The organism is Arthrobacter sp. M71 S08 (assembly GCF_059089725.1).
Genome location: NZ_JBNHEY010000001.1, coordinates 735,279 through 746,590 on the forward strand (window position 1 = coordinate 735,279; position 11,312 = coordinate 746,590).

General features: G+C 63.8%; 13 protein-coding genes. 11 read left to right on the forward strand and 2 right to left on the reverse strand.

Going from position 1 to position 11,312, the window contains the following annotated elements:
* Nucleotides 1-16: 16 nt before the first annotated feature.
* The 8 genes from AC5RTB_RS03410 (at nucleotide 17) to AC5RTB_RS03445 (ending at nucleotide 6,986) form a co-directional block, all read left to right on the forward strand.
* The gene (locus tag AC5RTB_RS03410; RefSeq protein ID WP_494059657.1) at nucleotides 17-637 is read left to right on the forward strand and encodes a MarR family transcriptional regulator; all 621 of its coding nucleotides are present in this window, start codon (nucleotides 17-19) and stop codon (nucleotides 635-637) included.
* On the forward strand, nucleotides 637-1,056 hold the full coding sequence (locus AC5RTB_RS03415; RefSeq protein ID WP_494059658.1) for a hypothetical protein: 420 nt from the start codon (nucleotides 637-639) through the stop codon (nucleotides 1,054-1,056). Before AC5RTB_RS03410 ends, AC5RTB_RS03415 begins: the two co-directional genes overlap by 1 nt.
* A gap of 17 nt (nucleotides 1,057-1,073) precedes the next feature.
* On the forward strand, nucleotides 1,074-1,370 hold the full coding sequence (locus AC5RTB_RS03420) for a YciI family protein (RefSeq protein WP_494059659.1): 297 nt from the start codon (nucleotides 1,074-1,076) through the stop codon (nucleotides 1,368-1,370).
* A 66-nt stretch (nucleotides 1,371-1,436) separates the two neighbouring features.
* Entirely contained in the window at nucleotides 1,437-2,603 is a 1,167-nt protein-coding gene (gene ispG, locus AC5RTB_RS03425) for a flavodoxin-dependent (E)-4-hydroxy-3-methylbut-2-enyl-diphosphate synthase (protein ID WP_494059660.1), read from the forward strand.
* Between the two features lie 97 nt (nucleotides 2,604-2,700).
* Complete coding sequence (locus AC5RTB_RS03430; RefSeq protein ID WP_494059661.1) at nucleotides 2,701-3,450, forward strand: GNAT family N-acetyltransferase; 750 nt, start codon at nucleotides 2,701-2,703, stop codon at nucleotides 3,448-3,450.
* Nucleotides 3,451-3,494: 44 nt separating this feature from the next.
* Nucleotides 3,495-4,265: a hypothetical protein gene (locus tag AC5RTB_RS03435; protein ID WP_494059662.1), complete on the forward strand. Its 771-nt coding sequence runs from the start codon at nucleotides 3,495-3,497 to the stop codon at nucleotides 4,263-4,265.
* Nucleotides 4,266-4,377: 112 nt separating this feature from the next.
* Complete coding sequence (locus tag AC5RTB_RS03440) at nucleotides 4,378-6,177, forward strand: proline--tRNA ligase (protein WP_494059663.1); 1,800 nt, start codon at nucleotides 4,378-4,380, stop codon at nucleotides 6,175-6,177.
* A gap of 14 nt (nucleotides 6,178-6,191) precedes the next feature.
* Nucleotides 6,192-6,986, forward strand: coding sequence for a sulfite exporter TauE/SafE family protein (locus AC5RTB_RS03445; protein ID WP_494059664.1), 795 nt, complete (start codon nucleotides 6,192-6,194; stop codon nucleotides 6,984-6,986).
* A gap of 12 nt (nucleotides 6,987-6,998) precedes the next feature.
* Here the strand turns inward: AC5RTB_RS03445 and AC5RTB_RS03450 are convergent, their stop codons facing one another.
* Complete coding sequence (locus AC5RTB_RS03450) at nucleotides 6,999-8,003, reverse strand: aminoglycoside phosphotransferase family protein (RefSeq protein WP_494059665.1); 1,005 nt, start codon at nucleotides 8,001-8,003, stop codon at nucleotides 6,999-7,001.
* 9 nt (nucleotides 8,004-8,012) lie between these two features.
* Entirely contained in the window at nucleotides 8,013-9,095 is a 1,083-nt protein-coding gene (locus tag AC5RTB_RS03455) for a DUF4439 domain-containing protein (RefSeq protein WP_494059666.1), read from the reverse strand.
* A 102-nt stretch (nucleotides 9,096-9,197) separates the two neighbouring features.
* Here AC5RTB_RS03455 and rimP point away from each other — a divergent pair, with 102 nt between their 5' ends.
* From rimP to AC5RTB_RS03470, 3 genes are all read left to right on the forward strand, one after another.
* Nucleotides 9,198-9,797: a ribosome maturation factor RimP gene (gene rimP, locus AC5RTB_RS03460; protein WP_494059667.1), complete on the forward strand. Its 600-nt coding sequence runs from the start codon at nucleotides 9,198-9,200 to the stop codon at nucleotides 9,795-9,797.
* Nucleotides 9,798-9,827: 30 nt separating this feature from the next.
* The gene (gene nusA, locus AC5RTB_RS03465; RefSeq protein WP_494059668.1) at nucleotides 9,828-10,799 is read left to right on the forward strand and encodes a transcription termination factor NusA; all 972 of its coding nucleotides are present in this window, start codon (nucleotides 9,828-9,830) and stop codon (nucleotides 10,797-10,799) included.
* A gap of 74 nt (nucleotides 10,800-10,873) precedes the next feature.
* Nucleotides 10,874-11,152, forward strand: coding sequence for a YlxR family protein (locus AC5RTB_RS03470; protein WP_494059669.1), 279 nt, complete (start codon nucleotides 10,874-10,876; stop codon nucleotides 11,150-11,152).
* The last annotated feature ends 160 nt before the right edge of the window (nucleotides 11,153-11,312 follow it).

Sequence of the window (11,312 nt, forward strand, 5' to 3'; positions counted from 1 at the left end):
CTCTTATGGTTGAGATATGTACGTCCTGACGATCGATCAGCGCAACAGCACCTATGAACCCGACAGGGTGCCGGACCTGTTGAACCATCTGGATGGGGTGTCTACCGCGGTCCCATTCGAGCGGTCGGTCGGCGATGAGATTCAGGGAGTACTGAGTTCGCCCGAGGATGTCATTGAGGCCGCGCTGCGTTGCCTGCGTGACGGGGGCTGGTACGTCGGAATAGGTATCGGAGCTGTAGAGCTTCCGCTTCCGGCAAGTCCCCGCGAGGGAAGGGGGAACGCCTTCGTGGAGGCAAGGGCCGCCGTCGAGCGCGCCAAGAAGACCGGCGACCGCGCACCTCTTGCCGTGGAGGGGCCGCACGGTGCTGCCGAGGCTGAAGGCGTTCTTTCGCTCATCGGACGCTTTGTTATGCACCGGTCCGATGCGGAGTGGCGGATCCTGGATCTCCTCGAGCCGCAGCAGAGGGGAAGCCAGTCGGCGGTCGCGCGGGAACTGGACATCAGTCCACAGGCCGTGAGCAAGGCGGTATTCCGGTCAGCATGGATCGAGGAGTGGGCTGCACGTCCGGCGGCCGCAGTATTGTTGCAGCTGGCGGAGGGAAATGTTGAGCAGGCCGCAGACGGGGGACGAGAATAATGGACTTTTTGTGGGGCTCTCTAGCCCTGCTCGTTGCAGGAATTCTGGGTTGGCCCCTCACGCTCGCCGTCCTTCGACTGGCACGCGCAGTGGAGGAGCAGAAGGAACTTCCCGCTCCCACACCCCAGGACGGGACGGAACCGGGAACAGAGGAAGCGCTCGGTGAAGCGGCCCCGGATGTACCCGGTGTTCTGCGCGGCGGACTGGTGATCGGCATCCTTGAGCGGACTGCTGTAGCGCTCGCCATTCTCCTGGGCGAGCCGATTGCCATTGCCTATGTCGTCGCAATCAAGGGTCTCGGACGTTACGCGGAGCTCAAGGAAACTCCCGCGGCCGCCGAGCGGTTCATCATTGGGACGCTGACCTCCCTGCTCTGGGCCTGCGCTGTCGCGGGCCTCACAGCTGTCTACCTGCTCTGATCACGTAGGGTGGATGCATGAGTGTTTTCGCAGTGGAGTACGTGTATGGGGCCGAGTCCGAAGCCCGCCGGGATGAACACCGCCCAGCTCACCGGGAATGGTTGAACCAGCTGGTTGGCAGGGGAAACGTGCTCGCGTCGGGGCCTTTCGCGGACAATGCGGGAGCGTTGCTGCTTTTTGTTGCTGATAGCGAAGCTGAGTTGAACGACCTGCTGAAGCAGGACCCTTTTGCCGCTGCGGGAGTTATATCAGCAGTCAAGACAACACAGTGGAATCCCGTCGTCGGGGTTCTCGCTGAGCACGCGAATCGCTAGCTGGTCACAAGTGATCAGCAACCCGTCGCTCGACACCTAGCCAAGAACCTATCCCTGGAGGATGCTTTGACCTCGGTCAACCTCGGAATGCCCGCCGCTCCGCCGCCCACGCTGGCACCGCGGCGCAAGACTCGCCAGATCAAGGTGGGCTCCGTGGGCGTCGGCTCAGATTCGCCGATCAGCGTGCAGTCCATGACCACAACTCCCACCACGGACATCAACGCCACCCTTCAGCAGATCGCCGAACTCACCGCTTCCGGCTGTGACATCGTCCGGGTGGCTTGCCCCTCAGCGGATGATGCCGAGGCCCTGCCGATCATCGCCCGGAAGTCGCAGATCCCGGTGATCGCCGACATCCATTTCCAGCCGAAGTATGTGTTCGCAGCGATTGACGCCGGGTGTGCGGCGGTTCGTGTCAATCCAGGCAACATCCGGAAGTTCGATGACCAAGTCAAGGAAATCGCCGCCGCGGCGAAGGCCGCCGGCACATCCATCCGGATCGGCGTCAACGCCGGGTCGCTCGATCCCCGCCTGCTGCAGAAATACGGCAAGGCAACCCCCGAAGCGCTCGTTGAATCGGCTGTCTGGGAAGCATCCCTGTTCGAGGAACACGATTTCCACGACTTCAAGATCTCGGTCAAGCACAATGATCCAGTGATCATGGTGCGTGCGTATGAGCTGTTGGCCGAACGGGGCGACTGGCCGTTGCACCTCGGCGTGACGGAGGCCGGGCCCGCTTTCCAGGGCACCATCAAATCCGCTACCGCCTTCGGGGCGCTGCTCTCCAAGGGAATCGGCGATACCATCCGGGTTTCACTGTCAGCGCCTCCCGTCGAGGAGATCAAGGTCGGAAACCAGATCCTGCAGTCGCTGAACCTGCGTCCGCGCAAGCTGGAGATCGTCTCCTGCCCCTCCTGCGGCCGTGCCCAGGTGGATGTCTATACCTTGGCAGACCAGGTAACAGCCGGGCTCGAGGGTATGGAAATCCCTCTGCGGGTCGCGGTTATGGGTTGCGTGGTGAACGGCCCGGGCGAGGCCCGTGAAGCAGACCTCGGTGTGGCCTCCGGAAACGGGAAGGGCCAGATATTTGTCAAGGGAGAAGTCATCAAGACTGTTCCTGAGGACCAGATTGTTGAGACACTCATTGAGGAAGCAATGAGGATTGCAGAAGAGATGGGCGAGACCGATGGCGAAACTGCTGGCTCGGGTGGCCCCGTGGTTACCGTCCGGTAAGCATTCGCCAGACGGAGTTGCGTTCCGGACCCTTGCCGGGAAAGACACCTCGCACCTTTGGCAACTGGTGAACTCGGACAGCACGGCCAATGTATTCATGGCCGCCCACCTGGAGGCAGCCGGTACGGCGGCGCCGTCGTCGTCGGGGGGCGAGGTGATCGGCGCGTTCTACGGCTCCAGCCTGGTTTCCGCGTGCTGGACCGGCGTCAACCTGGTTCCGGTCGGTATGGCCGGTGAAGACGCTGCCGCATTGGGAACCCTGCTCGGTGAGAGCGGTCGGCGCTTCTCCTCCATTTTCGGCCCCGCCGTGAGTGTGATGGGGCTCTGGTCCACTCTGAGCTCCTACAGTCCCGAGCCCTTCGACGTCCGTGCCCAGCAGCCCCTGCTGGAGATCCGGGAGCCGTCTCCGGTTCCTCCGTCGACCACCCTGCGCCACACGGAATCGTATGAGCTTGAAAAGATTCTGCCCGCCTGTGCGGCCATGTTCGAGGAAGAGGTCGGCTACTCACCCTACGTCGGCGGTGAGGAGCACTACCGGCGGCGCGTGGCCAGCCTGATTCGCCGGCACCACTCCCTCGTGGATTTCGACGACGACGGCCGGGTGATCTTCAAGGCCGAACTTGGGACGGTCTCCGCCAGCACGGCACAGATCCAGGGTGTCTGGGTCAACCCCGACTATCGTGGGCAGGGGCTTGCCGCGGGCTACATGTCAGCCGTCGTGAACGAAGCACTCAAGCTCGCCCCGGTCGCCAGCCTCTACGTGAACTCGTTCAACACACGGGCCCTGGCCCTGTATAAGACCGTGGGCTTCAGACAGGCGGGTGAGTTCGCCACGGTGCTCTTCTGATCCGACCCGCGCATGCACCGTCCCTACATCCCGAAAGGCCCACCATGAGGAGCGTCTCCCGCTTTGTCAGCGGACTCGCTGTTGTCATGGCGGTGGCCGGCTGTACTTCCGAATCGGTGAGGGAGCAGCTGCCGGGACAGCCCCAGGCAACAACGGCAGAAGCGAGCCCCTCCAGCCCGGGTGAGCCCAGCCAGGGGGAGCCGGGTGGGACGGGAGACGGCTCCCAGTTGAGCGCCGAACAGCTCGAGGCCGTGCTGGTTACGGTTGACGAAGCCGAGCCGCTCAACGCGCAGGTCATCTCGGACGAAGAGCTTCGCGCACTTGAGGAAGAGGGCGCCCGCCGGGCGGAGGACATTGTTGTAACGCCCGAGGAATGTAATGTCTACGCGGAACCCAGCCAGGACCCGCTTTCCGCCGGGGCCAGCCGCGCCGCCATGACATTTGCGGGGGAGTCCTCGCTTCAGCCGGACACCGTCAGCCTTTCGAGCCTCCCCTCGGAGGGCGTGGCGATTACCCAGGTGCAGGCCAGCCGGAGCCAGCTGAACGTGTGTTCCGAGTTCACCATGGTGATCTCGAACCAGGAGATCAGGACCACCGTGGTAGAGGTGGAAGTTGATACCGCCGCGGACGAGGATCTTGCCCTGCGCACAACCGCCCAGGTCCCCGGAACCGTCCAGCAGTCCATTACGGTGATGTCCGTGGTGGGCAGCACGGTGATCGACGTGCTGGTAGGAAGTTCGACCGATCCGGAAGCCGATATTGCCCGGGCCGAACGGTTGACGGATCTGATTGTGGCGGAGCTTCGCCTGCTCTGAGGGTGCGTGTCACTGACTACCCGCCGGACCGGTTAGATTGGTAGGTGTTGTTTGCTGCCGCCATGCTCCCCTTCATTCGCGGCAGATAGTGCCAAAGAAACGGATTCCAAGCGTGGTCCTTCGACTCTCCACCCTTTTCCTGCGCACGCTGCGCGAAGATCCTGCCGAAGCTGAGGTGGCGAGCCACCGTCTGCTGCTGCGTGCCGGGTATATCCGCCGTGCCGCCCCCGGCATCTACAGCTGGTTGCCGCTGGGCCTGAAAGTCCTCGCCAGGGTGGAGAAGATCATCCGCGAGGAGATGGATGCCATCGGGGCGCAGGAGGTCCACTTCCCGGCGCTGCTGCCCAAGGAGCCGTATGAGGCCACGAACCGCTGGACCGAGTACGGCGAGGGTATTTTCCGTCTGAAGGATCGGAAGGAGGCGGACTACCTCCTCGCGCCCACGCACGAGGAAGTGTTCACCCTGCTGGTCAAGGATCTCTACAACTCCTACAAGGACCTTCCGCTCAGCCTGTACCAGATCCAGACCAAGTACCGCGATGAAGCGCGTCCGCGGGCCGGTCTCCTGCGCGGCCGCGAGTTCATCATGAAGGACTCCTACTCCTTCGACGTCGATGATGCCGGTCTCGAGCGAAGCTACGACCTGCACCGCGAAGCATACCTGCGCATCTTCGACCGTCTCGGGCTCGAAGTGATTCCGGTTGCCGCTACTGCAGGCGCCATGGGCGGTTCCCGGAGCGAGGAGTTCCTGCACCCCTCCGCAATCGGCGAGGACACCTTTGTAGTGTCCGACGGCGGTTACGCGGCGAATGTTGAAGCCGTCACCACTGTGGTGCCTCCCGAGCTGGATTACGCTGATGCCCCGACCGCTGAGGTGCGGGATACACCGGACACCCCCACCATCGAAACCCTTGTCGATCACGCGAACGCTGCCGTGCCGCGTGAGGATCGTCGATGGACTGCGGCCGACACCCTCAAGAACGTGGTGCTGGTCGCAGTCCTTCCCTCCGGTGAGCGCGAGCTCGTGGTGGTCGGTGTGCCGGGTGACCGGAACGTGGATCTGAAGCGAATCGAAGCGAACATCGGAGTCCACCTTGCGGTCGGCGGTGAGGTGACGGTCGAGGCCGCCACCGAAGATGACCTCAAGAAGCATCCGGGGCTTGTGAAGGGCTACATCGGGCCGGGCCTGAGCCTCGACACGGCGGTGCTTGGCTCGAAGAGCTCCACCGGCCTGACGTTCCTGGTCGATCCGCGCGTCGTCCCGGGCACTCCTTGGGTGACTGGCGCGAACGTACCCGGGCAGCACGTCTTCGGGCTCGTTGCCGGCCGGGACTTCAGCTGGGACGGGGTGATCGAGTCCGTGGAAGTTCGTGAGGGTGACGAAGCACCGGACGGCTCCGGTACGCTGCGTACCCAGCGCGGCATCGAGATGGGCCACATCTTCCAGCTCGGCCGGAAGTACGCGGAGTCGCTGCACCTGAAGGTGCTGGATCAGAACGGCAAACTGACTACCGTCACGATGGGCTCCTACGGCATCGGGGTCACGCGGGCAGTGGCTGCCCTGGTGGAGTCCAACCGCGATGACAAGGGCATCATCTGGCCGCGCAACGTCGCTCCGGCTGACATCCACCTGGTTGCAACCGGAAAGGGTGAAGAGATTTTCGCTGCAGCCGAACAGCTTGCCGGTGAGCTTGAGGGCAAGGGTCTGAGCGTCATGTACGACGACCGGCCGAAGGTCTCACCCGGAGTGAAATTCGGCGATGCCGAGCTGATCGGCATTCCAACCATCGTGGTCGTCGGGCGCGGGTTGGCGGACGGCCTCGTTGAGGTCAAGGACCGCCGCTCCGGAACCAGCGAGAACGTGGCTGTGGCCGACGTCGTCGAGCATTTGCATACGCTTACCGGCGCCTAGGATAGGGCACAGGGATGGTGTCCGGGCTGGAGGAGATCCAGCTCTCTACTATCGTGCTCGTGGTGGTGGCCGGATTCGCCGCCGGCTGGGTTGATGCGGTGGTCGGCGGTGGAGGGCTTATCCAGTTGCCCGCGCTGCTGATGGTGCCGGGGATAACGCCGGTGCAGGCACTGGCGACCAACAAAATGGGTTCCCTCTTCGGCACCACAACGAGCGCGATTACCTACTTCAGGCGTGCACGTCCGGATCTGCGAACGGCGTTGCCGATGGCTTTCATCGCGCTTGCCGGCAGTTTCGGCGGTGCCATTCTCGCGGCGTCTCTGCCTGCTTCGGTGTTCAAGCCGATCATCGTTGTGGCCCTCGTCGCCGTCGCCGTCTTCACCGCGTTCCGGCCAACGGTCGGCACGCTCACCAAACTCCGGCATACCGGTCACCGGCACTATGGAACAGCCGGCGCCATCGGCCTGGTCATCGGGTTTTATGACGGGCTGATCGGACCGGGGACGGGTTCATTCCTGATCATCGCGATGGTCACGATGCTCGGATACAGCTTCCTCGGTGCCAGTGCCAAGGCCAAGATCGTGAACATGGCCACCAACTTCGGGGCCCTGACCTTCTTCCTTCCCCACGGGTCACTGCTGTGGGGCCTTGGTCTCATCCTGGGCGGCGCCAACATGGTGGGCGGCTACGTCGGGTCCCGGATGGCGATCACCCAGGGCAGCACGTTCATTCGCGGGGTGTTCCTGGTGGTGGTCGCTGCTCTCATCCTGAAACTCGGCTACGACGTATGGGTGGAAAACATCCGCTGACGCGGACGATTGTCAGCGGCCGGCGAGCTCGGCGGGCAGGGGTGCGTTTGTGAGCGGTTTGCGCAACAGGTTGCTCGCCACCCAGAGCGACCGCGCGGCGTCGTCGGTGACGCTGTTCTGCAGGTACCACAGCGCGTTGTCCACTTCTCGAGCCACCGACCAGTCCCGGGCCAGCATCGGGTCCAGTCCACCCGCGAGCGCAAGGTCGGTACAGCGGTCCCGCAGATGGGCGGCCGGATCAGCGGGCGACAAGTCGCCGATCCGGTTCCAGAGCATCGGAGCGACGGCGAATTCCGCATCTCCCAGCACAGGCTTGGGATCGATCGCGAGGAACTGCCGGGGGTGCTCAAGGACCGGCAGGATATTCAGGTAATGCAGGTCGGAGTGAACCAGCACATCGTGGTCCCGGCGTCGTCCCACGGCGCCGTGCAGCTGGCAGACCTCCAGCGCGTACTCGAGCAGCCAACGGTCGAAGGGGCGCCCCAGTGTCTCCCATTCAAGCGGCAGCGTGTCGGTCCACTGCTCGGCCTGGTCCGCAACCGAAGGAATGGAAAGCCAGCGGGGATCGGATCCGGCGGGGCCCTTGGGTGCGATCGACAGTCGTCGCAGGATCGATCCCCAGATCGCGGCGGTGTCCGACAACGGCAGCTCCGCCAGGGAGGAATCACCGTCCAGTCGTTCGAGCAGCAGGACGAAGTCGTCCGGGGCACTCGCCAGGAGTTCGACGGCGCCGTTGCCGTCCCACAGGGCAAGCGCATCCGGCTCCGAAACCGCCTCCGGATCCGGGGCGGTAACCTTCAGCACAGCCGGGCGGCCGTCGGCGCAGGCGACAGGAAGTACGACGGCGCAGTGTCCGCTCCACGGCTCGACGCCCCGTTCCAGATCCAGAACCAGATCCCATTCCTCAAGGTAACGGTTTGCGATGTCGGCCCAGCTGTCCAGCCACGCCCTGCCCCGTGGCAGGCGGAGCACCCTGCGGACCAGGGTGCCAGGCAGCTCGATGTCGCGTGCATCCACCCGCTAAGACTAACTTCCCGGCTCCGGTGAAGGCGGGTATTCGCGTGGGTCAATCCCGGGGAATGCCCCGAGGTCGGGCGTTGAACTGCCTCCGGACTCGCTCAGGCGCTGTGCCGTCTCGGCCAGTTGCCGAAGTGCCCAATCCCGTACCGGTCCCGGTGCGCTGACGCCCACGAGATCTGTGTAGGTGCCCACCAGCCCGTGCTCGAGCTCCGGCAGGGCGGTGTCCGGATCCGACAAAAAGCCATCCTCCAGCGCATAGGCCGGCGCCGGGAGCGGCTCGGCAACACAGTGCTGCCTCAGGATCGTCGACCCCACGGCCGCTGCGGCCTGATGCTGAGTCATTCGCTCCAGGAGCGGTTCCGGCTCCGCGGCACGCGCGGCAACCACCTCGTACGCGTAGGAGGCGCGCTGTTCCGCCAGCACGGCAGTACGCGCACCGTCCAGTCCGGGTTCGGGCTCCAGCGTGGCCTCCGCCGGGCACTCCTCGGTGGCGCCGTCGTCGTTCTGGATCTCCGGAACAGGAAGCACAGGCGTGGTGGCGTTCAGGCGCTGGGCCAGCACACGGCTCTGCAGCCACTGGGCGGTGGCCACCGAGGCAAGCACGCGGGCCGGTCCTGCGTCCACGGTCGCCGCCGCCTCGAAGCGCTGCGTGTAGGAGTCCGTGAGATCAGCGAGGAAGTCCGTTGGCGACGGTGCTGCGGGCGCTGTTGAAGGAGACGGCCCCGCCGATCCTTCGGCGGGTGACAAGACGGGGGAAGGCGATGGCGTGGCGCTCCCTGCCGGACGCAATGCCGAAGCGTGCAGTTGAAGCATTTCGGCAAGGGCGGCATAGCCCGCAGCGTCCGCGGACGAAGCCGACTCCTCGAGGGACGACGCAGTCACTGCGAGAGCCTGCGCCGCCGCGGAGCCGTCGCTGAGTGCGAGTTCGGAAGGGCTTAGTTCGGGTTCTGAGGATCCCTTGCCGATGACGAGGCCAATGGACGCCACAAGCAAGAGGACAAGCAGGAGGGCTCCCCTCCGGAGGATGCGCCAAACTGCTCCACCGAAGCCGCTGCCGGAAGAGTCGGAACGGTCCTTCGATTGCGTCACAACCGATCATCATGCCATGCGGAGGAGGTTTCGTGCGCCATTCACCGACCTGTCATAAAGTCGTTACGCTAGTAGCTACAACATCATCGAGCGGAGACGGCAATGGCGGATCGGTCCGGCAAGCAGAACACCCCGGCACACCACCGAAATGCGGCTCCCGCGCACCTCGACGCAGCAGCGGAAGCCGAGAGGCTTCGGGAGTTTCTGCGTCCAACCGTGGAACAGCATAATCTCCTGCTCGAAGACGTGGACGTTCGCATCGCCGGGAGCCACCGGACGCTGCACGTTGTTGTCGACTTGCCGGACGACGGCGTGGAGGGCTTGAGCCTCGACACCATCTCCGAGGTATCCCAGAGCGTCTCGAACGCCCTTGACAACGATCCGGGGGATGACGGTCGCCCCTACAACCTGGAGGTCTCTTCGCCCGGTGTATCCCGGCCTCTGACGCAACCGCGCCACTGGCGGAGGAACGTCGGCAGGCTGGTCGCCGTGAAGCTGGTGGACGGTGAGGACCTTGAGGGCAGACTGATGGACGCCCGGGACTCTTCCATCATCCTGAGGCCGATGATGGCGGTCAAGAAGGGCACCAAGCCGAAGTTCGGGGAGGACCGCGAGATTCCCTACGAGAAAATTCGCAAGGGTACCGTCCAGGTTGAATTTGCCCACGCTGATGCCGAGGAACCCGGCGGCGACAATGACTGATCACGACCGCTGGCTGCTGAGGAGGCCCCAATGGATATAGATATGAGCGCTCTGCGGTTACTCGAACGGGAGCGGGAGATACCCCTTGACCTGCTGATCCCTACAATCGAGCAGGCGCTCCTGGTCGCCTACCACAAGACTCCAGGCGCGCAGGAAATAGCCCGTGCACAGCTGGACCGGCGGACCGGTCACGTCACCATCTGGGCCACCGAAGTCGACGACGACGGCGTAGCAGTGGGCGAGTATGACGACACCCCCACGGGATTCGGCAGGATCGCGGCGAGTACTGCACGCCAGATCATCCTGCAGCGACTGCGGGATGCCGAGGACGACAACATTCTCGGAGAGTTCCGAGGCAAGGAAGGCGAACTGGTCGCCGGCCTCATTCAGCAGGGCAACAACCCGCACATGATCCAGGTAAACCTGGGTTCTGTAGAAGCACTGCTTCCGCCTCCCGAGCAGGTTCCCGGTGAGAAGTACCTCCACGGAACCCGCCTGAGGGCATTCGTTGTGGACGTGCACCGCGGGATGAAAGGCCCGTCGATCACGCTGTCGCGGTCGCACCCCGGCCTGGTCCGAAAACTCTTTGAGCTTGAGGTTCCGGAAATCGCGGATAAGAGCGTGGAAATCGTCGCCCTCGCCCGGGAAGCCGGCCATCGCACCAAGATCGCGGTGAAGGCGCATGTTCCCGGAGTGAATGCGAAGGGAGCCTGCATCGGCGAAATGGGTTCGCGCGTGCGAGCAGTAATGAATGAGCTCAACGACGAAAAGATCGACATCGTCGATTACAGCGATGATCCGGCGACGTTCATCGCGAGTTCGCTCTCGCCGTCGCGCGTGTCCTCGGTGACCATCACTGACGAGAAGACCCGTAGCGCCCGCGTGGTTGTGCCGGACTACCAGTTGTCGCTCGCGATCGGCAAGGAAGGCCAGAACGCGCGGCTCGCCGCGAAGCTGACCGGGTGGCGGATCGATATAGCTTCCGACGCCGCCGGCGCCTGAAGCAGCGGGGTTTCGCCTCAGTAATTCGCCAATGCGTCATATCGACGCCCATGGCGCTAGAATGGATAGGGCTTATGTCGTTACGCCACCAGCCGGTACGAACCTGCATCGGTTGCCGAGAGCGTGAAGACCAAGCCAATCTGGTTCGATGGTCAGCGGTCAACCGCGGCGGCTTCAACGTCGCTGAGGTGGATCACCGCCGTCGGCTGGAGGGCAGGGGTGCCTGGTTGCACCCCCGGCCGTCCTGTGTGGAGCTTGCGCTCAAACGCAAAGCGTTCAACCGCGCCTTTCGAGGCGTAGTTGACACGCGAAGCGTTGAAGACTGGCTGCGCACACTCAAGGGTGTCTCCTGATGGAGATTCCCTGCATGTACACCGTCCTCCCTGAAAGCGGGTCAGAAAACTGATGGAAACCCGATGAGTACCCAGCCATGAGTGCCCAACGATGAACAATCTGTTGAGCTCTGCAATCGGCGCGTCAGCTGCTTTGTCAGCTGGGGTCTGCAGTAGGAAT

Coding starts and splice junctions, on each gene's coding strand:
- AC5RTB_RS03410 (WP_494059657.1), top strand. CDS start 17: ATGTACGTCCTGACGATCGATCAGCGCAACAGCACCTATGAACCCGAC.
- AC5RTB_RS03415 (WP_494059658.1), top strand. CDS start 637: ATGGACTTTTTGTGGGGCTCTCTAGCCCTGCTCGTTGCAGGAATTCTG.
- AC5RTB_RS03420 (WP_494059659.1), top strand. CDS start 1,074: ATGAGTGTTTTCGCAGTGGAGTACGTGTATGGGGCCGAGTCCGAAGCC.
- AC5RTB_RS03430 (WP_494059661.1), top strand. CDS start 2,701: ATGGCCGCCCACCTGGAGGCAGCCGGTACGGCGGCGCCGTCGTCGTCG.
- AC5RTB_RS03435 (WP_494059662.1), top strand. CDS start 3,495: ATGAGGAGCGTCTCCCGCTTTGTCAGCGGACTCGCTGTTGTCATGGCG.
- AC5RTB_RS03445 (WP_494059664.1), top strand. CDS start 6,192: ATGGTGTCCGGGCTGGAGGAGATCCAGCTCTCTACTATCGTGCTCGTG.
- rimP (WP_494059667.1), top strand. CDS start 9,198: ATGGCGGATCGGTCCGGCAAGCAGAACACCCCGGCACACCACCGAAAT.
- nusA (WP_494059668.1), top strand. CDS start 9,828: ATGGATATAGATATGAGCGCTCTGCGGTTACTCGAACGGGAGCGGGAG.
- AC5RTB_RS03470 (WP_494059669.1), top strand. CDS start 10,874: ATGTCGTTACGCCACCAGCCGGTACGAACCTGCATCGGTTGCCGAGAG.